Source organism: Phaeobacter sp. CECT 5382 (genome assembly GCF_001457775.1).
Lineage (GTDB): Bacteria > Pseudomonadota > Alphaproteobacteria > Rhodobacterales > Rhodobacteraceae > Pseudophaeobacter.
In genome coordinates, this window is record NZ_CYSG01000018.1 from 44,290 (window position 1) to 68,301 (window position 24,012).

28 protein-coding genes are annotated in these 24,012 nt (G+C 58.3%); 16 read left to right on the forward strand and 12 right to left on the reverse strand.

What is annotated here, in order from left to right; all coding sequences use genetic code 11:
* Positions 1-78: 78 nt before the first annotated feature.
* The 6 genes from PH5382_RS20180 (at position 79) to PH5382_RS16015 (ending at position 3,986) form a co-directional block, all read left to right on the forward strand.
* Positions 79-294, forward strand: a complete 216-nt coding sequence (locus PH5382_RS20180; RefSeq protein WP_058335398.1) for a hypothetical protein — start codon at positions 79-81, stop codon at positions 292-294.
* Between the two features lie 99 nt (positions 295-393).
* Complete coding sequence (locus tag PH5382_RS20185; protein WP_231751908.1) at positions 394-615, forward strand: hypothetical protein; 222 nt, start codon at positions 394-396, stop codon at positions 613-615.
* A gap of 76 nt (positions 616-691) precedes the next feature.
* A complete protein-coding gene (locus tag PH5382_RS16000; protein WP_058335400.1) occupies positions 692-1,054 on the forward strand; it encodes a hypothetical protein in 363 nt (120 codons plus the stop codon).
* 32 nt (positions 1,055-1,086) lie between these two features.
* Entirely contained in the window at positions 1,087-1,929 is an 843-nt protein-coding gene (locus PH5382_RS16005; protein WP_058335401.1) for a DMT family transporter, read from the forward strand.
* Between the two features lie 78 nt (positions 1,930-2,007).
* Positions 2,008-2,793 (forward strand): alpha/beta fold hydrolase, encoded by a 786-nt coding sequence (locus PH5382_RS16010; protein ID WP_058335428.1) that lies wholly within the window; start codon positions 2,008-2,010, stop codon positions 2,791-2,793.
* Positions 2,794-2,834: 41 nt separating this feature from the next.
* Positions 2,835-3,986: an alpha-D-ribose 1-methylphosphonate 5-triphosphate diphosphatase gene (locus tag PH5382_RS16015; RefSeq protein ID WP_058335402.1), complete on the forward strand. Its 1,152-nt coding sequence runs from the start codon at positions 2,835-2,837 to the stop codon at positions 3,984-3,986.
* 103 nt (positions 3,987-4,089) lie between these two features.
* Here PH5382_RS16015 and PH5382_RS16020 read toward each other — a convergent pair whose 3' ends face one another.
* From PH5382_RS16020 to PH5382_RS16030, 3 genes are all read right to left on the reverse strand, one after another.
* A complete protein-coding gene (locus PH5382_RS16020; protein WP_058335403.1) occupies positions 4,090-5,166 on the reverse strand; it encodes a 5-(carboxyamino)imidazole ribonucleotide synthase in 1,077 nt (358 codons plus the stop codon).
* Complete coding sequence (purE, locus tag PH5382_RS16025) at positions 5,159-5,659, reverse strand: 5-(carboxyamino)imidazole ribonucleotide mutase (RefSeq protein WP_058335404.1); 501 nt, start codon at positions 5,657-5,659, stop codon at positions 5,159-5,161. Before purE ends, PH5382_RS16020 begins: the two co-directional genes overlap by 8 nt.
* A gap of 210 nt (positions 5,660-5,869) precedes the next feature.
* Positions 5,870-6,094, reverse strand: a complete 225-nt coding sequence (locus PH5382_RS16030; protein WP_058335405.1) for a YdcH family protein — start codon at positions 6,092-6,094, stop codon at positions 5,870-5,872.
* A gap of 176 nt (positions 6,095-6,270) precedes the next feature.
* On the opposite strand from PH5382_RS16030, the gene PH5382_RS16035 reads away from it, so the two are divergent.
* From PH5382_RS16035 to PH5382_RS16050, 4 genes are all read left to right on the forward strand, one after another.
* A complete protein-coding gene (locus tag PH5382_RS16035; protein ID WP_082645719.1) occupies positions 6,271-6,684 on the forward strand; it encodes an Hsp20 family protein in 414 nt (137 codons plus the stop codon).
* Between the two features lie 5 nt (positions 6,685-6,689).
* A complete protein-coding gene (locus PH5382_RS16040) occupies positions 6,690-6,914 on the forward strand; it encodes a DUF1150 family protein (RefSeq protein WP_058335407.1) in 225 nt (74 codons plus the stop codon).
* Between the two features lie 192 nt (positions 6,915-7,106).
* Positions 7,107-8,021, forward strand: coding sequence for a PhzF family phenazine biosynthesis protein (locus PH5382_RS16045; RefSeq protein ID WP_058335408.1), 915 nt, complete (start codon positions 7,107-7,109; stop codon positions 8,019-8,021).
* A 31-nt stretch (positions 8,022-8,052) separates the two neighbouring features.
* Complete coding sequence (locus tag PH5382_RS16050; RefSeq protein ID WP_058335409.1) at positions 8,053-8,913, forward strand: glycosyltransferase family 10 domain-containing protein; 861 nt, start codon at positions 8,053-8,055, stop codon at positions 8,911-8,913.
* Positions 8,914-9,046: 133 nt separating this feature from the next.
* On the opposite strand, the gene PH5382_RS16055 is transcribed toward PH5382_RS16050, so the two are convergent.
* The 3 genes from PH5382_RS16055 to trxB all read right to left on the reverse strand — a co-directional run bounded on the left by PH5382_RS16055 (position 9,047) and on the right by trxB (position 14,132).
* Positions 9,047-11,122 carry a bifunctional sulfate adenylyltransferase/adenylylsulfate kinase gene (locus PH5382_RS16055; protein WP_058335410.1) on the reverse strand — a complete coding sequence of 692 codons (2,076 nt, stop codon included), beginning with the start codon at positions 11,120-11,122 and terminating at the stop codon, positions 9,047-9,049.
* A gap of 178 nt (positions 11,123-11,300) precedes the next feature.
* Positions 11,301-12,971, reverse strand: a complete 1,671-nt coding sequence (locus PH5382_RS16060) for an adenylate/guanylate cyclase domain-containing protein (RefSeq protein ID WP_058335411.1) — start codon at positions 12,969-12,971, stop codon at positions 11,301-11,303.
* A gap of 219 nt (positions 12,972-13,190) precedes the next feature.
* On the reverse strand, positions 13,191-14,132 hold the full coding sequence (gene trxB / locus PH5382_RS16065) for a thioredoxin-disulfide reductase (protein WP_058335412.1): 942 nt from the start codon (positions 14,130-14,132) through the stop codon (positions 13,191-13,193).
* Between the two features lie 300 nt (positions 14,133-14,432).
* Between trxB and PH5382_RS16070 the strand changes: the two genes are divergently transcribed.
* Positions 14,433-14,933 (forward strand): Lrp/AsnC family transcriptional regulator, encoded by a 501-nt coding sequence (locus PH5382_RS16070; protein WP_058335413.1) that lies wholly within the window; start codon positions 14,433-14,435, stop codon positions 14,931-14,933.
* A gap of 76 nt (positions 14,934-15,009) precedes the next feature.
* Here PH5382_RS16070 and PH5382_RS16075 read toward each other — a convergent pair whose 3' ends face one another.
* From PH5382_RS16075 to lgt, 5 genes are all read right to left on the reverse strand, one after another.
* Positions 15,010-15,804 (reverse strand): Hint domain-containing protein, encoded by a 795-nt coding sequence (locus tag PH5382_RS16075; RefSeq protein ID WP_058335414.1) that lies wholly within the window; start codon positions 15,802-15,804, stop codon positions 15,010-15,012.
* Positions 15,805-16,187: 383 nt separating this feature from the next.
* Complete coding sequence (locus PH5382_RS20050) at positions 16,188-16,349, reverse strand: hypothetical protein (RefSeq protein ID WP_197410064.1); 162 nt, start codon at positions 16,347-16,349, stop codon at positions 16,188-16,190.
* A gap of 268 nt (positions 16,350-16,617) precedes the next feature.
* Complete coding sequence (pgeF, locus tag PH5382_RS16080; protein WP_058335415.1) at positions 16,618-17,373, reverse strand: peptidoglycan editing factor PgeF; 756 nt, start codon at positions 17,371-17,373, stop codon at positions 16,618-16,620.
* Positions 17,370-18,440 carry a class I SAM-dependent methyltransferase gene (locus PH5382_RS16085; protein ID WP_058335416.1) on the reverse strand — a complete coding sequence of 357 codons (1,071 nt, stop codon included), beginning with the start codon at positions 18,438-18,440 and terminating at the stop codon, positions 17,370-17,372. The genes pgeF and PH5382_RS16085 overlap by 4 nt, the downstream gene beginning before the upstream one ends.
* A complete protein-coding gene (gene lgt / locus PH5382_RS16090) occupies positions 18,437-19,342 on the reverse strand; it encodes a prolipoprotein diacylglyceryl transferase (protein ID WP_058335417.1) in 906 nt (301 codons plus the stop codon). Before lgt ends, PH5382_RS16085 begins: the two co-directional genes overlap by 4 nt.
* 97 nt (positions 19,343-19,439) lie before the next feature.
* Here lgt and PH5382_RS16095 point away from each other — a divergent pair, with 97 nt between their 5' ends.
* From PH5382_RS16095 to PH5382_RS16115, 5 genes are all read left to right on the forward strand, one after another.
* The gene (locus PH5382_RS16095) at positions 19,440-19,682 is read left to right on the forward strand and encodes an accessory factor UbiK family protein (protein ID WP_058335418.1); all 243 of its coding nucleotides are present in this window, start codon (positions 19,440-19,442) and stop codon (positions 19,680-19,682) included.
* Between the two features lie 352 nt (positions 19,683-20,034).
* Entirely contained in the window at positions 20,035-20,535 is a 501-nt protein-coding gene (locus PH5382_RS16100) for a type III secretion system chaperone family protein (RefSeq protein ID WP_058335419.1), read from the forward strand.
* Positions 20,536-20,576: 41 nt separating this feature from the next.
* The gene (gene proC, locus PH5382_RS16105; protein WP_058335420.1) at positions 20,577-21,392 is read left to right on the forward strand and encodes a pyrroline-5-carboxylate reductase; all 816 of its coding nucleotides are present in this window, start codon (positions 20,577-20,579) and stop codon (positions 21,390-21,392) included.
* Positions 21,385-21,723 (forward strand): tRNA-binding protein, encoded by a 339-nt coding sequence (locus PH5382_RS16110; protein ID WP_058335421.1) that lies wholly within the window; start codon positions 21,385-21,387, stop codon positions 21,721-21,723. Before proC ends, PH5382_RS16110 begins: the two co-directional genes overlap by 8 nt.
* Complete coding sequence (locus tag PH5382_RS16115) at positions 21,723-22,679, forward strand: 2-hydroxyacid dehydrogenase (protein ID WP_058335422.1); 957 nt, start codon at positions 21,723-21,725, stop codon at positions 22,677-22,679. Before PH5382_RS16110 ends, PH5382_RS16115 begins: the two co-directional genes overlap by 1 nt.
* A 32-nt stretch (positions 22,680-22,711) precedes the next feature.
* Here the strand turns inward: PH5382_RS16115 and PH5382_RS16120 are convergent, their stop codons facing one another.
* Positions 22,712-23,296 carry a thymidine kinase gene (locus tag PH5382_RS16120; protein ID WP_058335423.1) on the reverse strand — a complete coding sequence of 195 codons (585 nt, stop codon included), beginning with the start codon at positions 23,294-23,296 and terminating at the stop codon, positions 22,712-22,714.
* Positions 23,297-24,012 lie beyond the last annotated feature (716 nt).

Genomic DNA, 24,012 nt, shown 5'->3' on the forward strand with positions numbered 1-24,012 from the left:
TTTGGGCGGCCCCTTTTTTGTTGCTCGCCCAAGGAAAGTTGGTGATACGTTGCTGAAAGCCAAGTCTGGAGAAAGCACATGCCAATCGGACCGGGTAGCAGCCGAGACATGCGACCAGATGAGGTGACCGAAGTTGATGCGCTTTTGCGGGTCGCCTTTGGTGGTGAAGCGGAGGTTGCGCTTGTCCATGCCCTGCGCCGCAACGGTGACATGGTAAGCGAAACAGTGGTTTACTGGCAGGGGCGTATTGCTGGCTATGCAGCCCTGTCACGCATGGTAGCCCCTGCAGGTTGATTGTGCCTGGCGCCAGTTGCCGTCTGGCCAGCCTTTCAGCGCGGAGCCAGTGCACCGCAGGGACAACCCAAAGGTGCGTGGCAAATAGGGCGACGTCTGGTGAGTGAACTCGCATTGGCGGCTGAAATCCCGAAAGGTACTGAGGTGCCCGCTATCGTGGTTCTTGGGCAGCCAGGTTTTTACGAGACATGCGGCTTTTCCCGCGCGCGTGCGGCACGGCTGACGACACCCTATCCGCTGGAATACACAATGCTTGCGGCCCCCGGAGAGGATGTGCCTGAGGCGGAGCTGATCTATCCGGCTGCTTTTGCCGAGGTGTAATCCGCAAAAAGTTTTGATTTTTCTTCGTCGGCCCCTAACCTTGAAACTGTTTGGATGAGCAGCTCTGGGGGAAGACATGAAGTTTCTGGCATTTTTTGCAGCAGTAGCACTGGTTATAGGAAGCGTTGTTCCGGCTTCAGCCGATAACCTGAGATGGACCATCCGCAGCGACTACCCGCATATCGTCAGTCTGGAATTCTACAGTCAGGACTATAATCGTGCCTGGCCCGGGGATGACGAAGTCTATCTTCTCGATGACTACGATGAGAAGGTCTACAATCTGAATTGCAGCACTGGCGAGACCATTTGTTATGGCGCCTGGGTGCGCGGCAATACTGACAAATACTGGGGGGTCGGGCTGAACAATTCACAGCGTTGCGAGGACTGTTGCTACACCTGTGGTCATGGTGATACCGATTTGCGGATACTTCACGACTGAGCCGGCACTACCGGCCTGACCGAGGGCCGGGGATGCAGCTGATTGCGCTGATTGTTGTTGTTTTGGTCGCCTTTGCAGCCAATTCGGTGCTTGGCCGTATGGCCATCGGCGGAGGGTACATGGATGCCCTTGGCTTTGGCCTTTTGCGGCTAGCATCCGGGGCGGCCATGCTAGTGTTTTTATGTTATCTGCGTGGTGCCGTGCCACGGCAACCCTTGATGTCCAGCCTCAAGGGGGGCGGGTCACTTACGCTCTATATGATCGGATTTTGCCTGGCCTATCAGGGGCTTGACGCGGGGCTTGGCGCCTTGATCCTGTTTGGCGTTGTGCAGATTGCCATGTTTGGCTGGGGGGCCGTGACGGGCAGTCGCGTCAGTCCGGGACAGCTGGCTGGGGCGGCAATTGCCTTTGCTGGGCTGGCCTATGTGATTTGGCCCGATGAGAGCCTGCAGGTGACGTTCAGGGATGCGCTTCTCATGGGCATGAGCGGGTTGGGCTGGGCGATTTACAGCCTTTTGGGGCGCGCGCAGCGTGATCCTCTGGTGGCAACAAGCGTCAATTTTATCTGGGCGGCTGTGATGATGCTGCCCTTTGTTTTGATCTTGCAGGAAAGCTTGGTTGTCAGTGGGCTTGGCCTTGCTCTGGCGGTGGTTTCGGGGGCCATAACCTCGGGTCTTGGCTATGCGCTGTGGTACCGGGTCCTGCCGCAGTTGCAGCCGGCCCTTGCCGCCACCATTCAGCTGAGCGTTCCGGTGATTGCCATCCTTGGTGGTGTGGTATTCCTGGCAGAACCGGTCGGGCTGCGGCTGACCCTGGGCACAGCGGCAGTTCTGGGCGGCATCGCACTGGTCATCTGGTCGCCAAAGCGCCTTTGACAAGGGATCTGGCTTTTTCAAAGGCTGCAAATGCCGTCAGGGCTTTTCTCGTTGGAGTATTCGACCTATCTGCAAGGGATGCGACGTTTTGTGAAACATATCTTGCCCCGTTTTTCTGCCGTGGTTCTGGCGTTGCTGCCAAGCACGGCTATAGCTGATTGTGTTGTGCTGTTGCACGGGCTTGCCAGATCGGAGACCTCCTTTGTGGTTATGGAACAGGTGCTTGAAGCTCGCGGGTTTCAGGTAGTGCGGCCAGGATATGCATCAACCGAACGTCCTATAGCGGACCTGGCGGCTGAAACCTTGCCAGACGCGATTGCCCACTGTGGGGCGCAAAGAGTGCATTTCGTCACCCACTCCATGGGGGGCATTCTGCTGCGTGACTGGTTCAAAGCGCCTGAACATCTCCCGAAAGATCTGGGGCGCACGGTGATGCTGGGGCCTCCAAATCAGGGCAGCGAAGTGGTTGATGAGCTGGGCGATTGGAAGGTCTTTGGCTTGATCAACGGGCCTGCCGGGGCTTCCTTGGGAACTGGCCCGGACAGCCTGCCAAAATCCCTGCCTTCGGTGGATTTCCCTCTGGGCGTGATCGCCGGCAACCAATCCATCAGCCCGGTGTTTTCTGCGCTGATTCCGGGCGTTGATGATGGCAAGGTCTCCGTCGCCAGCACCCGTGTTGCAGGAATGGCGGATCATATCGTGCTGCCGGTGACGCATACCTTCATGATGAATGACCCCGAAGTGATCGCGCAGGTGCTGTCCTTTTTGTCGACCGGGCAGTTTGATCGTGAAATCACTTGGCTAGAGGCGCTCTATGGGGTTATCGACGGGCGCTGTCTGGGCGCGCGCTGCGCTGCGCAATAAGCTGCTGCTCAGGCCGATTGAACGATAAGAACGGAAGATCAATGAATACGCTTGAGATGACCCTGCAAGGGGCGGATATTCTGCACCCGGACGGGCTGGATAGCCATAGTGAGTTGAACCTGGCCGATGGTCGGATTAGTGCGACATCTGCCGCACGCAAAGTTGATGTGTCTGGCTATTTGGTTTTGCCGGGGATCATTGACCCGCACGGCGACGGTTTTGAGCGTCACATGGCCCCGCGGCGCGGCGCCATGAAGCAGATGGAAGAGGGCGTTGTCGCCTCTGAGGCAGAGTTGGCGGCCAATGGTATGACCACCGCTGTCTTGGCGCAGTTCTACAGCTGGGAAGGGGGATTGCGCAGCCCCGACTATGCGGCGCAGGTCTTTGAGGCCATCCGGCTGGTGCGTGGCGATCTGGTGACGGATCTTGTGCCCCAGCTGCGGTTTGAAACCCACATGCTGGAGGACTACGCTGACCTTGCCGAAAAGATCGCGGTCTGGCAGGTGCCCTATGTGGTCTTCAATGATCACCTGCCCCATGACCGTCTGGCCGAAGGCAGAAAGCCGCCTCGGCTGACAGGGCAGGCGCTGAAAGCGGGGCGCAACCCTGAGAAACACTTTGAGATGCTGCTGGAGATGCATCGCCGCAGTCCTGAGGTTCCGACCGCACTGGAAGCACTCTGCGCCAGTTTGGCGGCACAGGGGCTGCGCATTGGTAGCCATGACGACCGTAAGGCGGAGGATCGAGCGACATGGCGGGCGCGCGGCGCTGAGATCAGTGAATTTCCCGAAACGCTTGAAGCGGCAGAGGCCGCGCGCGCGGGTGGCGATCATATCATTCTGGGCGCACCCAATGTGGTGCGCGGGGGCTCGCACAAGGGCAATGCCTCGGCGCTGGATCTCATTGCCATGGGGCTCTGTGATGCGCTGGCCTCGGATTATCACTATCCCAGCCCGCGCCGCGCGGCGCTGATGCTGGCGCGGTCGGGCTTATTGGATCTGGCTGGGGCCTGGGCTTTGGTCTCATCTGGTCCGGCAGATTTGCTGGGGCTGGCGGACCGTGGCGATTTCACGCTTGGCATGCGTGCAGATTTGGTGATCCTCGACAAGGTGAGCGAAAGGGTGGCGGCAACAGTCTCCGGTGGTCGCGTGAGTTATATGTCCGGTGAGGTTGCTACACGTTTCTTTGGTTGATCACCCCGTTGGCTAACGCAGGGGGTGATCGTTCTTGAAACTGTTTCAGTTGTCGTGATGGTCGGGCCACGAGGCCACCTAATAGGTGGCTCTCGCTTCTTGATCAGGTTTTGGAGCGAACAATCCGGTTCACATGGGCCATCTTGCGGCCGGGTTTGGCCTCGGCCTTGCCATAGAGATGCAGTGCGCAGTCGCGCTCCTTGGCCAGATCGGGCAGGCGGTCCATGTCATCGCCGATGAGGTTCTCCATCACCACATCGACATGACGCTGCCCGTCACCCAATGGCCAGCCGACCACAGCGCGGATGTGCTGTTCGAACTGATCCACCGCGCAGCCGTTCTGGGTCCAGTGGCCGGAATTATGCACCCGTGGCGCGATCTCGTTCACCACCAGACCCTGTGGCGTGACAAACAGCTCAACCCCCATCACGCCAACATAGTCCAGCGCATTGAGGATCTTGGCGGCCAGCAGAACCGCATCCATGCGCTGGCTTGCGCTCAGGCGGGCCGGAACCGTGGTTGTGTGCAGGATGCCATCGCGGTGCACGTTTTCGCCGGGGTCATAGCAGGAGACCTCGCCGGTCGCCCCGCGCGCGGCAATCACCGAAACCTCATGGCTGAAATTGATAAATCCTTCGAGCACCGAGGGGGCCCCAGCCATGGCATCCAGGGCCTCGGGGGCGGCGTCCAGCGTCATGATGCGGGCCTGGCCCTTGCCATCATAGCCGAACCGGCGCGTCTTGAGGATTGCAGGTGCGCCGATCTCTGCCAGCGCGGCGTCCAGACTGGCTGCATCGCTGATATCGGCAAAGGGGGCGGTCTTGAGGCCCAGTTCCTGCAGGAAAGTCTTTTCCGTCAGCCGGTCTTGGGAAATACGCAGCGCTTCGCGTCCTGGGCGAATGGTGCAGTGCTGTTCAAGCACGTCTAGGGCGGCGGTTGGGATGTTTTCAAATTCATAGGTGACAACATCGACCGACTGGGCAAAGGCGACTAGCGCTGCGTGGTCTTCGTAGCCTGCGGTGGTAATGCGATGGGCCACGTCGCCTGCGGGTGGGTTGGCACCGGGTTCAAAGATGTGGGTTTTGAACCCCAGCCGCGACGCGGCAGCCGACAGCATGCGCCCCAATTGCCCGCCACCCAGAATGCCGATGGTGGCACCAGGTTGTAACGCTTCAGTCATCAACAGGCTCCTCTGGGATCGAGGCAGACAGCGCGGCGCGCCAGTCATCCAGTCGCTGCGCCAGTGCGGGATCCTGCAGGGCCAGAATGCCGGCGGCCATCAGGCCGGCATTGGCAGCCCCGGCGGCGCCAATCGCCATGGTGGCGACAGGAAATCCCTTGGGCATCTGCACGATGGAATAGAGCGAGTCGACACCAGAAAGCGCGCGGGTCTGTACCGGCACGCCTACAACAGGCACGCGGGTCTTGGAGGCAACCATGCCGGGCAGATGGGCAGCACCACCTGCACCTGCAATGATGACCTGCAAACCACGATCTGCCGCAGATTTTCCATAGGCCCACAACCGGTCAGGGGTGCGATGCGCCGAAACGATCTTGGCCTCGTAGGGAATGTAGAGCTCATCCAGAAGGGTGGCGGCTTCTTTCAGGGTTGGCCAGTCAGACTGGCTGCCCATGATGATGCCTACTTTGATGTCAGAAGAACTGTCTGGCATGTAATTCGGTCCTGTCATGCCGCATGCCCGTCACTGGGCCGCTGGGGTGGAAGGAGCGCGCACTATAGTCGATGCGGGTTTTCGTGCAATGCGACAATGCTACAACAAAACGGAGAACTGAGATGCACGATGTCAGGACCAATGCGGCAAAGCCCTGTAACAGGCAATGATGCGTGACAGGCAATGGTGCGTTACAGGCGACGATTCATGTCAGGCGATGATGTCTGGCGTCAAACGGTCTTCGATCTGCGCGATCTTGTCTTTGAGACCAAGTTTCTTCTTTTTGAGCCGTCGGATTGTTAGCTGATCACTGGTGTCACGTTCCTGCAGTGCTGCAATGGCCTCATCAAGATCCCGGTGTTGCCTGCGAAAGACTTCCAACTCGACCTTCAGTACCTCGTTGGTCTTCATTGAAATGTCTGTTGTAGCGTTCATGAGCGACTCGAAATTTGGGGGGCACTGGGAGCGCCAAGATACTTCCTTAACATCTTTTCCGCTAGACCTATGCAGCCATACACTTGAGAATTTGCCATAAGTTACCATATCCTAGAGACGCGGTTGCCGAAACGGGGCCGTTCTCACCGTCGCTTTTAAGATAAAGGACGAAATACGTGTCGAAACTCACTCTGGGCTCATACCCGCATATGTTAGGGTTTGAGCAATTGGAACGCTTGCTGGAACGGTCTGCCAAGTCCGGGAATGAAGGCTATCCGCCATATAACATTGAACAGACGTCGGATTTTTCCTACCGGATCACCCTGGCGGTTGCCGGGTTTGCCGAGGAAGATCTGTCGATAACTGTCGAAGACCGTCAGCTGGTCATTCGCGGACGCCAGGGCGAAGACAGCGAAGGCCGCGTCTTTTTGCACCGGGGAATCGCGGCGCGCCAGTTTCAGCGCATGTTTGTTCTCGCCGATGGGGTCGATGTTGGCGAAGCGGTGATGGAAAACGGGCTGCTGCACGTGGATCTCACCCGTTCGCGGCCCGAAACCGTGGTTCAGACAATCAATATCAAGAAGGGGTAAGAGCAATGCACACACCATTTGATTTTGGCAATACCAGCGCGCGGATCGTCTACGTGAAGGCGGTTGCCGTCTCCGATCTGCCCGAAGATATGCGCGCCAGCGCCGAAGGCCGCGACCTGCTTTATGCGGTGCACGACGCGGCGGGCGAACAGCTGGCGCTGGTTGCGGATCGCAACACAGCTTTTGTTCTGGCGCGCCAGAATGATCTCTCGCCAGTTCCAGTGCACTAAAGTCAGGGCTGCTTGCTGAGCAGGCGGACCCTATGACGCCAAAGAGATACGGCAGACCAGCCATAAGCGCTGGGGCTGCCGTATTTTACTTCTGCGCCTCCCCAAATCAGACCTCACCCCTCGCTGTTGTTCCAAAGCAGGAGCATCATCGCTATAGCTGAGATCAAAGCGTCGCAGACATGGGAGAGCGCAATGAGCCAAGTTGAGACTGGTCGGTTGGAGACTGGCCGATTTGAATTTGATTGGGTCGATGCCTTTTCTGATCGCGCATTTGGCGGCAATGGCTGCGCCGTGGTGCACGCCGCTGCACATCTTCCTGAGGCGGTCTGTACAGCTTATGTGCGCGAAACCTCTTTGGTCGAATGCACCTTTACCGGACCATCCGAGATCGCGGACATCAAGGTACGCTATTTTCTGGCCAGTCGCGAAATTCCCTTTGCTGGCCATCCGACGATTGCCACGGTTGCAGCCATGCGGGATCGCGGGTTGATCGGGGAGGGGGAAGTGGTGCTGGAGACCGGTGCCGGACTGGTGCCGGTGACCATAGATGGGGATCTCATTGAAATGACCCAGGTGCAGCCAGTTTTCGGCATTTGTCCCGATCCTGAACTGGTGGCGGCAGCGGTTTCGCTGCCGGTTGAGGCCATCGTCGGTGCGCCGCAAAAAGTCTCTACGGGTTTGCCATTTTGCATCACGGTCCTGCGCGATCAGGCCGCCCTGAAAGCTGCCAGGCTGGATCTGACAGCGCTGGCAAAGTTAGGACAGGCGCTGGGCGCCGATGGGATCGACATGATGGAGCCCTTTCTGGTGACGTTGAATGGCGCAACTGAAGCGGGGGACACCTATTCGCGCCTGCTGATGGCCCCGCCCAGCCCGCCAGAGGACCCCTTTACCGGTTCTGCTACAGGCGCGATGGCGGCCTATCTTTGGCGCCATGGCTTGATGTCAAAAGACAGTTTCGTGGCAGAGCAGGGGCATGGTTTGGGTCGACCGGGGAAGGCCCGCGTAACCCGGATTGGCAGTGCTGACGACTTGCAAGGCGTTAAGGTTGCTGGCAAAGGCTTTGTGCTGATGCGTGGCTCAGTTGATCTGCCGGATCAGCTGTGAGTCCAGATCTGAAACGTGGAGACCTGTGACAATGTCGACCCCTGCAATCGCAGTCATGCCCTATGGCGGCAAGCTTGGCAAAAGCCTGGCGGCGCGCCCCTTGTCGGAGATGATCTGGCCACTGGGTTGCCCGGAGCGCCTGATCGGACGTCAGGTGAAAGACATGGCGAAGGACGACCACCTGATCGTTTTTTCCAAGCGGGCGATGCATTTTCAGTCACATCGCGGCTGCCCGGCCCAGATATCCATGATGGTGATGGAGCCCAAGATCATGTCGCTGGCGCATCACCGGATGCTCCGCCTGAGCCATCGGCGTTTCTTTCGTGTCTTTACCTACGATCCCGATCTTTTGGCGCGTCTGCCGAATGGGCTGATGCTGCCCTATGGCACCACCTGGGTGCCAGATTGGCGGCAGCTGGATACTACCAAGACCACAGATCTTTCACTGATTGCCTCGGCCAAAAACGATCACCCCGGCCACAAGCTGCGCCATCAAATTGTTACCTATTTGCAGGCGCATATGCCCGAGGCCCAGATCCTGGGGCGTGGCTACACGCCCTTTGAGGACAAGGCCGAAGGGCTGGCTCCCTATCGCTATTCCGTGGTGATCGAAAATGTGCAGGAACCGAATTACTTCTCGGAAAAATTGATTGATGCGATCTTGTGTGAGACCGTGCCGATCTATTGGGGCTGTCCCAATGTCACGGATTTCTTCAGCGGCGACGGGATGATCCTGTGCACCGACCAACAGGATTTCGAGACGGCCCTGAAGACCATCGGCCCTGACGATTATGCCCGGCGACTGCCAGCCCTACGTGCGCTGAAGGAACAAGCGTCGGCCTTTTGTGATCTGCCCCTGCGCGCGGCGCTGGCCTTGCAAAACAGCCTGTAGGGCGGTTGCCCAAAGGCACTGCCAGCTATTGCATTGAATTTGAGGTGGGCGCGGTTGCCGACAAAGCCTGCAGTCACGAAAAAAGGCCGACAAAAGCGTCGGCCTTTTCCTATTTGTCATGATCTTGTCGGGCTTAGCCTGCGATCAGACCCATGTTTTCCAGCTTCAGCAGAACCTGATGGGCGCAGTTGTCGACTTCGACATTCTCGGTCTCAACGCTCAGTTCAGGATTGGCAGGCACATCATAGGGGTCGGAGATGCCGGTGAATTCCTTGATCTTGCCTTCGCGGGCCAACTTGTAGAGCCCTTTGCGGTCACGGCGTTCGCATTCCTCGATCGAGGTGGCGACATGCACTTCGACAAACGCACCAAAGGATTCAACGTCTTCACGTACCGCACGACGGGTGGTCGCGTAGGGCGCGATAGGGGCACAGATGGCGATGCCGCCGTTTTTGGTGATCTCGGAGGCAACATAGCCGATGCGGCGGATGTTGAGGTCGCGGTGCTCTTTCGAGAAACCCAGCTCAGAGCTGAGGTTCTTGCGCACGATGTCACCGTCCAGCAGTGTCACGGGGCGGCCACCCATTTCCATCAGCTTGACCATCAGCGCGTTGGCGATGGTGGATTTGCCTGACCCGGAGAAGCCGGTGAAGAACACAGTGAAACCCTGCTTGGAACGTGGTGGCTTGGTCTTGCGCAACTCCTTGACCACTTCGGGGAAAGAGAACCACTCGGGGATTTCCAGACCTTCGGCCAGACGGCGGCGCAACTCGGTGCCCGAGATGTTGAGGATGGTGACATTATCCTTGTCTTCGATCTCGTCGATGGCCTCATATTGTGCGCGTTCCGACACCCAGACCATATGTTTGAAATCGACCATTTCGATGCCCATTTCTTCTTGATGGGCTCGGAACAGGTCCTGTGCATCATAGGGGCCATAGAAATCTTCACCGGCAGAGTTTTTGCCGGGGCCTGCGTGGTCGCGGCCAACGATGAAGTGGGTGCAGCCGTGGTTTTTGCGAATCAGGCCATGCCAGACGGCTTCGCGTGGGCCAGCCATGCGCATCGCCAGGTTCAGCAGGCTCATCGAGGTGGTAGAGGCGGGGTATTTGTCCAGAACCGCCTCGTAACAGCGCACGCGGGTGAAGTGGTCAACGTCACCTGGCTTGGTCATGCCCACAACCGGATGGATCAGCAGGTTGGCCTGAGCTTCACGCGCGGCGCGGAAGGTCAGCTCCTGGTGGGCGCGGTGCAGAGGGTTGCGGGTCTGGAAGGCGACAACCTTGCGCCAGCCAACCTTGCGGAAATAGGCGCGCAGCTCGTTGGGGGTGTCGCGACGGGCGCGGAAGTCATAGTGCACAGGCTGTTGAATGCCGGTCACGGGACCGCCCAGGTAGATTTTGCCAGCTTGATTGTGTAGGTAGTTGACCGCCGGGTGGGCGTCGTCATCGGCGCCAAAGACCTTTTCGGCTTCGCGGGATTTGTTTGGCTCCCAGCTGTCGGTCACGGTCATGGTGGCCAGGATCACGCCTTCCTGGTCGCGCAGAGCGATGTCTTCGCCTGCATTCAGGCTGGCAGCAAAATCTTCGGAGACATCCAGAGTGATGGGCATGGGCCACAGGGCGCCGTTTTCCAGACGCATGTTTTCGACAACGCCATTGTAGTCGGCTTCGCCCAAGAACCCCTTCAGCGGGCTGAAGCCGCCGTTCATCAAGAGTTCGAGGTCACAGATCTGGCGCGGAGTAAGATCGTGGCTTTTCAGCTCGCCGGCCTCAATTTTGAGTTTCTGTGCAGAATCGTAAGAGACATAGAGCTCTGGGATGGGGGCCAGGTTGTTTTCCATTGGATGTGTCCTGTGTTTGACGTGGGGCAGGCCGCTTGCGGTGCCGGTAAGTTCCGCATGTAATGCGTTGTATTCGGCAAGCTTGCGGGCCAGGAATTGATCGGTGAGCTGGTTCTTTTCAGCTGCACCGCGCGTGGTCAGCGTATAGGCGTAACGCTGCCTTTTATCCGGGCCGGGTCTGTCGCTGATGGTGATCAGCCCGGCTTCGGTTGCGGTGCGAAGCTGAGTATTCAGCCGACCGAGAGAAATGTTCAGGGCCGCTGCCGTTGCCCGTTGCGAAGCATCCGGCACCAGATCGAGCTGGCGCAAGAGGCGGAAGAGCAGGTCTTCCTCAATCGGGGTGGGTGTCAGGTTCGGAGCGGTCATGGCAAATGAATCAATCTGTGTTCACGCGTGAACGCATCGCATAAAAGGCGACACCTGCAAAGTGGAAAAAATGGCGCAAACCCTTGCCGCAGCCCAGCGTGGTGGCGTTGCAACGCCTTTGGTCTGAATTGCCTACCTGTCGGCAGAAACTGTTCCATTCCGTTCTGGCGGCGCGGGATTAATGGCCCGGAACATCAAGAATTTCGGGAAGTTCCATCGTCTGGCGAACGGGTAGAGCCGCCAGCGGGGCAGAGACACCGCGCAGCTGAAAGTCGCGCAGCCCCAGTTTCTGGGTGTCATACCCCGCCGCCAGAAGCGCCTGAGCTGAGACCAAAAGCTCGACCCCCAACTCTTTGGTCTGTGCCTCCAGGCGGCTGGCGGCGTTGACCGTATCGCCTATAATTGTGCGTGGGGCATTGCCGGAAGATCCGATTTCACCGATGACCACCTCACCGAGATGCAGCCCCATGCCGATCCGCACCGGGGCCTCTCCCTCTGACAGGAGGGTTTCGTTGAAATCTGCAACGGCCCGTCCAATATCGGTGACCGCGTGCAGCCCGGCCTGTGCGGATTTTACCGCATCAGGCGCCTCAAAGACGGCCAAAAGCCCATCCCCAAGGTATTTATCGACGGTGCCGCCATTGTTGAGGATACAAGGGACGATGGCATCAAAAAAGCGGTTCAGCAAAAAGACGACATCATAGGGCAGCTGCCCGGACGTGCGCGCGGTAAAGCCGCGCATATCCAGAAACAGAATGGCCAGCTGCCGTTCTTCGCCTTGGCTGGCGTGGGCGCGACCTTTTTGGCCGTCGGGCCGGAACAGGCGGCAGACGCTCAACGGCGCATTCGGGTGGATCTGGCAGGCCAGTCGCATGTTTTGCGGTGCCCTGACTGCTGCGAGGCTGCGGGCCTCGGCATCCGAGGGCGGCGGCAGGGTGTCTGCACCATCCTCGATAACCACCCGGCAGGTTGTGCAACGCCCCTTGCCGCCGCAGAGCGCGGTATGCGGAATGGCATTGGCGCGCGACATTTCCAGCAAGGTCATGCCTTTTTCCGCCACCACAATAGGGCCGTTGCGATAGGTGATACGCACGGATCTGCGCCGCCGCAACAGCTTGCGCAGGCCATAGATCATGGCTGTCAGAAACAGAAAAAAGACAAAGATCTGCACCAGGCGCGTCTCAACAAGTTGCAAGCTGGCAAAGCTGTCCTGGCTGGGCCAGTTGTAGCTTGCCATCAATGCGGCGCGTTCTGTTCCTTCGACGAAGATATCGTAGATCCTGCGGCCTTCGGTCAAAAGCCCGGCCAGCGCAAAGCTGGGGATAAAGACTGCAAGACCGATCATGTATGGCAGCGCATTGCGCCACCAGTCGGTCAGACGCAGCCAGAAATGCAGCCCCATGCAGCCGTGGACCCAAACCACAAGCAAAAGTGCCGATTGCCACCAGACGGCTGGCGCGTTCCACATCAAGACAATGACATAGGGGTAGGTGTCATTCACCGCAAAATTTTGATGGGCGACCGTGGTATGGGTGATGTGGCGCAGCAGTTGCAAAGGGATCAGCAGGCCAAGCGCGGTCTGCACCGCCTGCGACAGTGGCATGCGCAGGCTGCGACGCAGTGCGAGCCGCCAAAGTGCCAGCCCCAGATGTGTGATCAATGCGCCAGTCAGCACCAGCCCACCAAGGGGGGTGCGCGTGATCATATGCCGGACGTCCTGCATCCTTTCCATGGTATCAGTTGAGATGAGGCCGAGGCCAAGATTGATGAAGTGGAAAAAGGCAAATGCGAACAGTATCAACCCGCTTATGATGCGGGTGCGGGTGATCCAGTTGCCCTGCCATAGCATTGTTCTGCTTTGCTCCTGCGCATCGCGGCGTAGGTGGAAACGCCTGTATTTGGTGTCGCTACCCTGCGAGGCGGGGCGGTATCGGTCAAGACAAAGTGCTATGCACTGGCGCAGGCAGCGCCTGCTGTCGAACGGGGATAATGCCCAGCGAAAGCGGCCAAGAAAAAAGCGGCAGGAGTGATCCCGCCGCTTTGCATCTGTGAGGTGGGTTCGCAGGACCTAGTCTTGTTCTGCCAGAAAACGTTCTGCATCCAGCGCGGCCATGCAGCCCATACCGGCGGATGTTACCGCCTGACGGTATTTGTGATCGGTCAGATCGCCAGCGGCAAAGATGCCGGGAATTGAGGTCTCGGTGGAGCCGGGTTTGACAGAGACATAGCCGCCATTGTGCAGCTCCAGCGTGTCTTTGACCAGCTCATTGGCCGGCGCGTGGCCGATGGCGACAAAAACACCCTTGCAGGGGATATCGGTGATCTCACCGGTTTTTACATTCTTGACCTTGATGCCTTCGACACCCAGCGGGTTGTCGCTGCCGTAGACTTCTTCCAGCTGGTGGAACCACAGAGGCTCAATCTTTTCGTTCTTGAACAACCGATCCTGCAGGATTTTTTCCGAGCGCAGCTCGTCGCGACGGTGCACGAGCGTGACCTTGGAGGCAAAGTTGGTCAGAAACAGCGCTTCTTCGACGGCAGTGTTGCCGCCGCCGATCACCACGATTTCCTGACCACGATAGAAAAAGCCATCGCAGGTCGCACAGGCCGAGACGCCAAAGCCCTTGAACTTTTCTTCCGACTCCAGCCCTAGCCATTTGGCGCGGGCACCCGTCGCCAGGATCACCGCATCCGCCGTGTAGGTGGTGCCGCTGTCGCCCTTGGCCACAAAGGGACGCTGGGAGGTGTCGAGCGAGGTAATGATGTCGCCAACGATGTCGCAGCCCATGGCCGAGGCGTGTTCCTGCATCTTGATCATCAGATCAGGCCCCTGCACCTCGGTAAAGCCGGGGTAGTTTTCCACCTCGGTGGTGGTGGTCAGCTGGCCGCCGGGCTCGATGCCCTGAACCAAAACCGGCTCCAGCATGGCGCGGGCGGCATAGACGCCGGCGGTATAGCCCGCAGGGCCGGAGCCAATGATCAGAACCTTGGTGTGGCGCGTGTCGCTCATCTCGTCGTATCCCCAAATCTGCACAGTGGCGGGCCGGAGCGAACCGGGCCGCCGTCAGCTTCTGCATATAGCGACAGGGCTGGTGCTCTTAAACCCCTGATGGCGCCATGGGTAGTATTCCAATTCACGCTTGTGTGTGCGCCGCCATGGTGGGGGAGATGAGCGAGGGTGGAAACGGGCTATGACGGTTTTTTGGCGCTTGAACTTGCCAGAGGCAAAGATTATTGCGCCGTTGTGAAATAATATTGCGCGGCCCCGCTGTGGTGCTATAAGAAACGCAATCTGACAGGAGCTTTACACATGGTCACAACCCGTCTTGATCCGATTGATCGCAAGATACTCTCGGAATTGCAGGCCGATGGGCGCATGACCAATGTGGAACTTGCCAAACGCGTTGGCATTTCCGCTCCGCCCTGTCTGCGCCGGGTGCGTGCCCTCGAAGAAGCTGGCCTGATCGGCGGCTACCACGCAGAGGTAAATGCACGTGAACTGGGCTTTGAGGTGCAGGTCTTTGCCATGGTGGGGCTGGAAAGCCAGGCCGAAGCCGAGCTTTCTGCCTTTGAAGAGAAGTGCCGTAGTTGGCCTCTGGTGCGCGAATGCCACATGCTGAACGGAGAAGTGGATTTCATCCTGAAATGTGTCTCACCTGATCTCAGCACCTTTCAGAGCTTTCTGACCGCGGATCTGCTGACAACACCGAATGTTGCAAGCGTGAAAACCTCGCTGGTCATTCGCGGCGCCAAGGATGAACCCGGCGTGCCGTTTGAGGTTCTCGAAGAGCGTCTGCAGCGCGAAGCCTGAAAAGCCAGAACTTGAAAAATCTAGGGTTTGAAACCCTGCATGACCGAAGGCTGGTTGTTGCAGCCCGCCTGCGTGTTCACCCGATAAGCTGATCCGGAGAGGGAGAGGCTACCCTGTCATAAGCAAGCGGGCCAAAATCCTTCAGCGAATCTACGTGACTGAAGAGGTTGAAATAGAGCGTTTTAATCGCATAGCTCACCAGTTTCAGGGCTTCTGGACCGGGATGGTAGGTCTCAAATTCGAGGCCCCCCACCTTGATCACGGCATGCTGTGGCAGGCAAAGATGGAACATGTCCACGACAGTAGGTGGCGCGGTTTCAAAGATATTCATGCCATCCTGAAACTCTTCCGCCGGGGTCAGGATCGGGGGAAGCGCAAGACCATCATCGCTCAGGTAGCCGTTTTGTTGTGGTCGGCGCAGCAGGCGTGCCGAGGGGCCGACAACAACGCAGGACATTGGTTTTTGCAGACCAAGGCTGTCGGCCATGAAGCTGGTCAGCCGATGGCTCCGCCCCTTGGCATCTTCGCGTGAGGGCACCAAGCTGGTACAGCCCTTCCAGACCAACGTCTGGCTGCCGCCATCTTGGGTCTGGATTTCATCGCCGGGAATAAGGTCTTCGACAGCAATCGGGCCTTGACTGGTTTCCACGAGCGAGCCTCTGGTAAAGGCGCAAAATGCGTCCTCAAACAGGGGCAGAGCAGGGGCAATATGACGGGTCTCCGAAAGGGATCCGTTGGGCAACAGGCTGCAGACCTCGTAGCGGCGCAACTGTGGTTTGTTTGCAAGGCGCTGGGCAGAAGGGTCTTGCAGCAGAGCGCTGGTTTCAGAGGCCCTTGTGGCGGCCTGTTGGAGTGATTGCGGTAGGGTCATCTAACTTGGACCTTTCTCGAATAATCTTTACCTGTGTAGGCGATCTGAAAAGAGCGCAAATAGTCACGTTTGATCACATTGGTTTGACGCGCCCGGAAAACAATTCTCGCCAGGCTTCCTGGCAGTGCCGCCACTCTGGTCCGTCCGTCTCAGTCGGGAATTCACGCCAGTATCCCTGTGTCCCTGTATCCTGGGGCGCTGTTGAGGGCTGCCGCCGAGCTCCGTTTCAGGTAGTGTTGCAGAGCTCTATTAAGAAAGAGACATTGCCATTCTTGGCCGTCCTCGTCGCGGTGGTTGGCCAGAGCTTGGCCAACTGTCCACAACAGTCCGTCTGATACCTCCAGCCTGCCAAATTCAGGACGAAAGTTACGGGCTGTCTTGGGTCAGGCCCGTTTGAGAGCCTGCAGATCTGCTGCCTGTGATTGGGCCTCTTGGCGCGCCGCGACATGGGCGCGGCGTAGGGCTCCACGGGTCCAAGGCATTTCGGTGGTGTCTGTCTTTGCGGCAGAAATTACCGATCTGAGGAAACGTGTTCTGGCTTTCATCTGTCTTCTCCTGCCCTAGAGAGGTGCAATGCTGTCGTGTCAATCTCTGTGCTGTGTTGCTCAGGTTATCGGTAATCATTGCGTCCTGAATGTGGCTGTCGCGTGAAAAAGACGGGACAGCACCGGGCAGGTGGGAACAGGAGTAAGCAAAAGCGGTTGCGCGCATCTATTTGTAAATTAAATAAAAGTTTTCAAAAACTTTAGGCAGGACACATGTCCTTTGCGCGATTTGTGGCTGAAATGGAGCCAAACAACCGCCTCGCAGTAGTCAGAGCGAGATACAGGAAATTAACCTTCCGTAGTCGGCCTCGCCTGCGTGGGTGGTACGCCGATAGGAGTAAAACCGGTCCGGATCACTATAGGTGCAGTGACGCGTCCATTCGGCCTGGGCAATACCCGCCTGTCGCAACAGATGTAGTCCGAGGCCCGGCAGGTCAAACAGATAGCGGTCGCCTTTGCCACTGGCAAAAAAACGTGCGTGGTCCGGGTCAGCCTGCAGGAAGTCTTCAAAGAACTCAGGACCAACCTCATAGGCCCGCTGCGAGATCGAAGGCCCGATGATGGCAACGATGTGATCCCTGCGCGCACCAAGCCCTTCCATTGCAACAACGGTTGCGTCAAGCACCCCATCGAGAGCGCCGCGCCAGCCGGCATGGGCAGCGCCAATGACGCCGGCTTCTTCATCGGCAAAGAGCACAGGCTGGCAGTCGGCCGTCAGAATGCCCAGAGCCAGACCCGGCGTATTGCTCACCATGGCATCTGCTTTCGGGCGTTCTGTCGTGGCACTGGTGATCACGGCAACATCCGGTGAATGGATCTGATGCACGCCGACCAGAGCCTCGGGCGCGACCTGCATGGCTGCGGCAACGCGGGTCCGGTTGAGATCCACTGCCTCGCGCTGATCTGAAGAGCCCAGACCACAGTTGAGGCCCTGAAAGATTCCCGAAGAGGCACCGCCCCGGCGGGTGAAAAACCCATGGCGGATGCCACCCAAAAGATCAGAGGTCAGAATTTCCAGTGTCATGAAAGCAATCCAGGTGGTGGAGGTGTTTTGGCGGGGGTGATCCCGAGCACTTTGAACAGGTTTCCCATTTCCTCGGGGTGCGTCAACCGCCGATGTGCGGCGATCAGGCTTTCCAACGCCGCGCCCTCCAGCGAAGCCGCCAGCGCGCGGGCGCGATCCGTGATCCCCAACCGTTCAAGGAAGACCCCCTGCGGTGTCACTTTGCTATGGTTGCAGCCCGCACCTGCGGCAACCGTGCAGAGCACCTCGAAATCGACATGAGCTGTCAGATCTGCAGTGCCGGGCGCAGTCAGAGGGTCCACTGCCGCATGCGATTTCAGCGCCTGCAGGGTATCCCCCAAAGACCGCCAGTCACCGTAGTCGATTATCAGCGCTGCCCCACCATGCTGGGCGATGCGTTGGGCTAGGGTTGCCATAATCGGCGCAGTTGCAACATTCACCTCGACCAGATCATCGTCCTTGGTGTCCAACAGGCGGTGCTCTAGTGCGGGTTGCGGTGCTTCAGGCCCCAGGCCAAAACTCAGTTTTCCATCCGCTAGGCCTATGCGTTTTTCCCGCCAGGCTTCTCCATCCCGCACAAACTGGCGTATGGGAAGGGCGTCAAAAAACTCGTTTGCGATCAAAAACAGGGGCTGTTCTGGCAAGGCGTCGATGCTCTCGCACCAGGCGACCTTGAAACCTTTCAGACTGTCTTGCTGCACCTGACGCAGACTAGGCGAGGCTTCGACAAGGTGCAGTTGCAGGGCTGCATGAAAACCGGGAACGCTGCGGGTCGCGCGCAGGAGATCTGCCATCAAGGTGCCACGACCGGGGCCAAGCTCTGCCAGTGTGAACGGCGTCGGTGCGCCCTGATCAAGCCAGCATTGCGCCAGCGACAAGCCGATGAGTTCGCCGAACATCTGGCTGATTTCCGGTGCGGTGATGAAGTCCCCCGCTGCGCCAAAGGGCGCGCGCGTGGTGTAATAGCCGTGTTCCGGGTGCAGCAGGCATTCAGCCATATAATCGGCCAGGCTGATCGGGCCCTCAGAATTGATCCGCGCAATCAGCTGTGTTTCCAGCGCGTTCATGTGGCGGCTTTCGTTTGGGGCTGCGGTTTGGCACGCAGGGCAAAATATAGCCCCAGCGCGATCATCGGCAGCGACAGGAGCTGCCCCATGGTGAGGCCATAGCCGCCGATCTCCCAAGCAAGACCAAGCGGGTTGCCGGTCGTGACGAACTGCGCGTCCGGTTGGCGAAAGAATTCGACGACAAAGCGCGCCAGACCGTATCCGGCCAGGAATACCCCAAGATTGAGACCGGGGCGCTGCAGGCTCTGCCGCCGCCAGGTGAGCCAGATCAGAGCGCCCCCCAGGATCAGACCCTCCATCGCGGCTTCATAGAGTTGCGAAGGATGGCGCGCGCAGATTTCGCCAAGCGCCTGGCCGCAGCTCTGTGCGGCCTGCCCGGGAAAGGCAACGCCCCAGGCAAGCTCCGTCGGGCGGCCCCATAGTTCTGCATTGATGAAATTGGCCAGACGCCCCAGCATCAGCCCGGCGGGCACCGTATAGGCGACCAGATCGGCCATCTGGATCTTGGCAATGCCCTGGCGCGCAGCGTAGACCCACGCGGCGACAATGACGCCGAGCAATCCGCCGTGAAAGGCCATGCCGCCCTGCCAGATGCGCAGAATTTGCGTCGGATGTGCCAGATAGTAGCCGGGCTGATAGAATAACACAAAGCCAAGACGCCCGCCCAGAATCACCCCAAGAATGATCCAGGTCAGCAGATCTTCTACCTGTTCGGGGCGCAGTGGAGGCTGTTGTCCGGGCCAAAGCTGCGGTGATTTGAGCGCTGACACGGCCAGACGCCAGGCAATCACGATGCCCGCAATATAGGCCAGCGCATACCAGCGCAGCGCGAACTCCATGCCAAACAAGGAAATCGAGAAAATCTCGGGCGAAATATCGGGGAATGGGATCATGGCCTGCATGTGGTCCTGAATGCCTTTGCTCGCGAATAGAAGTCAACGGCTTGCCCGCGACCCTTTGCGGCCCCATATAGGGGTTAAGAGTGATACGGAGAAGATGATGCAGAGCCGCAATAAGATCATGGACGATATTTCTCAGCTGATGACCAATGCTATGGGCGTGGCCCAGGGCGCAAAGGACGAGGCGGAGACCGCAATGAAAAGCCTGATGGATCGCTGGCTGGCAGATCGCGATTTTGTCACCCGCGAAGAATTCGACGCTGTCCGCGCCATGGCGCAGAAGGCGCGCGAAGAAAACGAAGCGCTGAAAGCCCGTCTTGACGCGCTTGAGACCAAAGGCTGAGACTGCAACGCCTGAATGTGACGAGGATTGGGGCGACAGCTGCGCCCCGATCTGACCTGTGCCTTGAGGCTTGGTGACTGGTCTTTTTGAAGGCGTGAAACGGTGTTTTCTTGCCGAAACCTCTGCCAGATCGCCTCTCCGCTTGTCAGCGGTAACATGCCGATATATTGCGCATGCCCCGCTTTCATCCACAACTTATTGAAGATATCCCCAAATAAAGGGTTGCCAGAGTCTACACCCCTTGCCACCATATCTGGTATGGAAACGGGGAAGCTCCCCGGTCCGTTGACCAGAAATCTAGCTGTAGGGGGCAATTTGCGACCTGATGGCTAGAGACAAGAGAGGTGAGACTATGGCCCTTTCCGAACATATTCTGGACGATGAAATCCACCCGATCGACATCGTCGAAAATCTTGCTGCCCATCATGATTGGGATTTTGACCGCATTGGTGATGATCAGATCGCCATGGCCGTCGAAGGCCAGTGGCGGACCTATTCCCTGACCCTTGCCTGGTCAGGATACGAAGAGACCCTGCGTCTGGTCTGCAGCTATGAAATGGAGCCACCCGAGGACAAGATCCCGAAGCTTTATGAGCTGATCAATCTGATGAATGATCAGTGCTGGGCAGGGGGCTTCACCTATTGGCCCGATCATAAAGTGATGCTCTACCGCTATGGGTTGATCCTGTCGGGTGGCCAGATGGCCAGCCCGGAGCAGGTCGATGCGATGATCCATGCGGCTGTGTCGAACTGTGAGCGGTATTATCCCGCCATTCAGCTGACAACCTGGGCCAACCAATCACCACAAGAGGCCATTCAGGTGGCCATTGCAGAGGCCTACGGGCGGGCGTAAACCTCTGCCTCGGTAGGGTTTTGACCGGGGAGGGTTTCCTGATGAAGATGACAGAGATTGAAACGCGTGGGCTGGTTTTGCTGGGCTGCGGCAAGATGGGATCGGCGATGCTGGCGGGCTGGCTGGATGGCGGATTGCCTGCCAGTTCTGTCTGGGTGCTTGACCCGCACCCCTCTGCCTGGCTGCAGGCGACCGGCGTGCACATCAATACTGACCTGCCAGCAAGCCCGGCTCTGGTGCTGATCGCGGTCAAGCCGCAGATGATGGGCGAAGCCCTGCCGAAACTTCAGGCGCTGGGTAATGGGGAAACTCTGTTTGTCTCGGTCGCGGCGGGCACCTCGATTGCCAGTTTCGAGGCTGTGCTAGGCAAAGAAACTCCGATCATTCGCGCCATGCCCAACACGCCAGCGGCCATTGGGCGTGGCATTACAGCGCTGATTGGCAATGCAAAATCGACTGACGCCAATCTTGATATGGCTGAAGGACTGCTGGCAGCCGTGGGACAGGTCGTGCGCCTGGACAGTGAAGCCCAGATGGATGCGGTCACCGGCGTCAGCGGCTCTGGTCCGGCCTATGTCTTTCATCTGATTGAAACTCTGGCGGCAGCTGGCGCTTCACAGGGGCTGCCAGCGGATCTGGCGATGAAACTGGCCAAGGCGACGGTTGCCGGGGCCGGGGCCCTGGCAGAGGCGGCAGACGAAGATCCCAGCCAGCTGCGGGTCAATGTCACCAGCCCCAATGGCACCACGCAGGCCGCGCTCGACGTGCTGATGCAGCCAGAGGGGGGCTTTCCGGATCTGCTGAACCGGGCCGTGGCGGCAGCGACCAATCGATCCAAGGAGCTTTCACGTGGGTGAAATCAGTTTTGACGACTTCATGAAGGTGGATGTTCGCGTCGGCGAGGTCGTCCGGGCAGAACCCTATCCGGAGGCGCGCAAGCCAGCGATCAAGATGTGGATCGATTTTGGCGATGAAATTGGCGAGAAAAAGACCTCGGCGCAGGTAACGGCGCATTACACGCCCGAGACGCTGATCGGCAAACAGGTCATGGCGGTGGTGAATTTCCCACCCCGCCAGATCGGCAAGTTCATGTCAGAGGTTCTGGTGCTGGGTCTGCCGGATGAAAGCGGAGAAATCCGTCTGATCGGTCCAGACGGGCCGGTCCCCTTGGGCGGCAGGATGCATTGATGGCACAGAGATTTTTGATGGCACGCCCCCTGACGGATGAGGTGGTGGCGCGGGCGCGGGCTGAGTTTGACGTTGAAATCCGCACGGAGACCAGCGTGTTGACCCAGGACGAGATGATCCGCGCCTTGCAGGAGTTTGATGTGGTGATGCCGACGCTGGGGGATGTCTTCGGTGCTGAGGTCTTCGCGGTCGTGCCAAATCCACGATGCAAATTGCTGGCGAATTTTGGCGTCGGCTTCAATCACATCGATGTGGCTGTGGCTGAGGCCAATGGGGTTGCGGTGACCAATACGCCGGGGGCCGTGACCGATGCTACCGCCGATATTGCGCTTACTTTGATCCTGATGTCAGCGCGCCGCGCCGCTGAAGGGGAGCGGCTGGTACGTACAGGCGACTGGCCTGGCTGGCATCCCACGCAGATGCTGGGTGAACACGTCACAGGCAAGAAACTCGGTGTTATTGGCATGGGCCGCATTGGCGAAGCAATCGCCCGGCGATGCCATTTTGGGTTTGGCATGGAGGTGTTTTATGCCGCCCGCAGTGACAAGACCCCCGGCTTTGACGTAACCCGCGTGGCGGACGTCAAAAGCCTCGCGGCTGCGGTGGATTTTCTGGTGGTTGCGGTGCCCGGCGGGGCTGAGACACGGCATCTGGTTGATGTTGATGTTCTGGCGGCGATGCAGCCGAACGCACATCTGATCAATATCGCGCGGGGGGAAGTGATAGAACAGGCTGCCCTGATTGCAGCGCTTGAGCAGCGCCGCATCGGTGGCGCCGGGCTGGATGTTTATGAGTTTGAGCCCGAGGTGCCACAGGCGCTGCGTGATCTGGATAATGTGACGCTGCTACCGCATCTGGGCACCGCCACCGAAGAGGTGCGCAGCAATATGGGTCATATGGTGTTGGATAATGTCGCGGCCTTTTTTGCCGGACAGGCGCTGCCTAATCTGGTCTGATAAAGCCGTCGGTGCGAATTTGGCTGGCGGGCCTATTTAGCGGGGGTTACAGCTTCGCGCCAATGGCGGCGGCACAGGGAGACATAGCTTTCGTTGCCGCCGATCTGCACTTGATCGCCCTCGATGATGGGTCGGCCTGTCTCATCCTGTCGAATTACCATGGTCGCTTTTTTGCCGCAGTGACAGATGGTGCGGACTTCGCGCATCTCGTCTGCCAGCGCCAGCAATGTGGCTGAGCCAGGAAACAAGTTGCCCTGAAAATCGACACGCAGACCATAGCACAGCACCGGCACGCCGAGGTCATCCACTACTGTTGCCAGTTGCCAGACCTGATCCGGGGTCAGAAATTGGGCTTCATCAACGAAGATGCTGGCGAGTTTTCCTTTTGCCAGCCGATTGTTGACCTTGGCAAAGAGATCTTCTTCCGGAGCAAAGGTGTCCGCGAGTTCACTGATCCCGATCCGGGAGGCGATTCGCCCCTGGCCTTCGCGATTGTCGATCTGCGCGGTCAGCAGGTACGTGTCCATGTTGTTTTCACGGTAGTTATGGGAGGCTTGCAACAGCACAGCCGATTTTCCCGCGTTCATGGTGGAGTAGTTGAAGTAGAGCTTTGCCATGCCACCCTTTACCGCGGGCTGCCGGGGGAGTGAACCCAATTTGTCCCCGAATTGTCCTCGAAGTGACCCTGACTGTTCTTTGCCGAAGGACGTGCACGCCGGGTGAATGCAGTGAGATCCTGGCGAAAACCTATTGGCCCAAAATGCAGCTTAGATGCGGTGGACCAAAAGCTATGGCCTTAAAATCAACTCTGCACCAACACTCAGAGAGGGTATGATCCTAGGAGTGGGGTTGCTTTGGGGGGAAACGGGTCTGTTTTGGGCTCGGAGCATGCGCAATCGGTATGCGTCAGGTGAAGGGCGGGGTCGCCGCAGGCAGAAGAAGCGCACCCTTCCCAGAGGACCGCAAGGACTTACACCAAGGGATTTCGGTCAAACAATACCGAAAACCGGGAAGGGCACTAGGCTGTAAAATTGCCCGATTTAAAATCACGGGTAAAAAATCCCGCGTCGAAGGAAGCCCACTCACAAAGCTTGCCTCGAAACACCACGAAGATAGAAAAAGTATCTTCCTCACTCGCTAAATCCCTGAAAACCTGAGGGATGGCGCTAGTATAACAAATACTTTAAGAGACAGTTATGGGAAATAAATGGCTAGCTTCCCCTTTTTTGCTGGTCCTGGCGGGTGAGAGTTTATGGCAGAAATTGGTACCTATCTTAACCCGCATTTCCCAAGTAACTTGACGTTTTCGCGCCTCCAACGGCCACTAATGTGT

Coding starts and splice junctions, on each gene's coding strand:
- PH5382_RS20180 (WP_058335398.1), top strand. CDS start 79: ATGCCAATCGGACCGGGTAGCAGCCGAGACATGCGACCAGATGAGGTG.
- PH5382_RS16000 (WP_058335400.1), top strand. CDS start 692: ATGAAGTTTCTGGCATTTTTTGCAGCAGTAGCACTGGTTATAGGAAGC.
- PH5382_RS16005 (WP_058335401.1), top strand. CDS start 1,087: ATGCAGCTGATTGCGCTGATTGTTGTTGTTTTGGTCGCCTTTGCAGCC.
- PH5382_RS16010 (WP_058335428.1), top strand. CDS start 2,008: ATGCGACGTTTTGTGAAACATATCTTGCCCCGTTTTTCTGCCGTGGTT.
- PH5382_RS16015 (WP_058335402.1), top strand. CDS start 2,835: ATGAATACGCTTGAGATGACCCTGCAAGGGGCGGATATTCTGCACCCG.
- PH5382_RS16020 (WP_058335403.1), bottom strand. CDS start 5,166: ATGACTGAAGCGTTACAACCTGGTGCCACCATCGGCATTCTGGGTGGC.
- purE (WP_058335404.1), bottom strand. CDS start 5,659: ATGCCAGACAGTTCTTCTGACATCAAAGTAGGCATCATCATGGGCAGC.
- PH5382_RS16030 (WP_058335405.1), bottom strand. CDS start 6,094: ATGAACGCTACAACAGACATTTCAATGAAGACCAACGAGGTACTGAAG.
- PH5382_RS16040 (WP_058335407.1), top strand. CDS start 6,690: ATGCACACACCATTTGATTTTGGCAATACCAGCGCGCGGATCGTCTAC.
- PH5382_RS16045 (WP_058335408.1), top strand. CDS start 7,107: ATGAGCCAAGTTGAGACTGGTCGGTTGGAGACTGGCCGATTTGAATTT.
- PH5382_RS16050 (WP_058335409.1), top strand. CDS start 8,053: ATGTCGACCCCTGCAATCGCAGTCATGCCCTATGGCGGCAAGCTTGGC.
- PH5382_RS16055 (WP_058335410.1), bottom strand. CDS start 11,122: ATGACCGCTCCGAACCTGACACCCACCCCGATTGAGGAAGACCTGCTC.
- PH5382_RS16060 (WP_058335411.1), bottom strand. CDS start 12,971: ATGCTATGGCAGGGCAACTGGATCACCCGCACCCGCATCATAAGCGGG.
- trxB (WP_058335412.1), bottom strand. CDS start 14,132: ATGAGCGACACGCGCCACACCAAGGTTCTGATCATTGGCTCCGGCCCT.
- PH5382_RS16070 (WP_058335413.1), top strand. CDS start 14,433: ATGGTCACAACCCGTCTTGATCCGATTGATCGCAAGATACTCTCGGAA.
- PH5382_RS16075 (WP_058335414.1), bottom strand. CDS start 15,804: ATGACCCTACCGCAATCACTCCAACAGGCCGCCACAAGGGCCTCTGAA.
- PH5382_RS20050 (WP_197410064.1), bottom strand. CDS start 16,349: ATGAAAGCCAGAACACGTTTCCTCAGATCGGTAATTTCTGCCGCAAAG.
- pgeF (WP_058335415.1), bottom strand. CDS start 17,373: ATGACACTGGAAATTCTGACCTCTGATCTTTTGGGTGGCATCCGCCAT.
- PH5382_RS16085 (WP_058335416.1), bottom strand. CDS start 18,440: ATGAACGCGCTGGAAACACAGCTGATTGCGCGGATCAATTCTGAGGGC.
- lgt (WP_058335417.1), bottom strand. CDS start 19,342: ATGCAGGCCATGATCCCATTCCCCGATATTTCGCCCGAGATTTTCTCG.
- PH5382_RS16095 (WP_058335418.1), top strand. CDS start 19,440: ATGCAGAGCCGCAATAAGATCATGGACGATATTTCTCAGCTGATGACC.
- PH5382_RS16100 (WP_058335419.1), top strand. CDS start 20,035: ATGGCCCTTTCCGAACATATTCTGGACGATGAAATCCACCCGATCGAC.
- proC (WP_058335420.1), top strand. CDS start 20,577: ATGAAGATGACAGAGATTGAAACGCGTGGGCTGGTTTTGCTGGGCTGC.
- PH5382_RS16115 (WP_058335422.1), top strand. CDS start 21,723: ATGGCACAGAGATTTTTGATGGCACGCCCCCTGACGGATGAGGTGGTG.
- PH5382_RS16120 (WP_058335423.1), bottom strand. CDS start 23,296: ATGGCAAAGCTCTACTTCAACTACTCCACCATGAACGCGGGAAAATCG.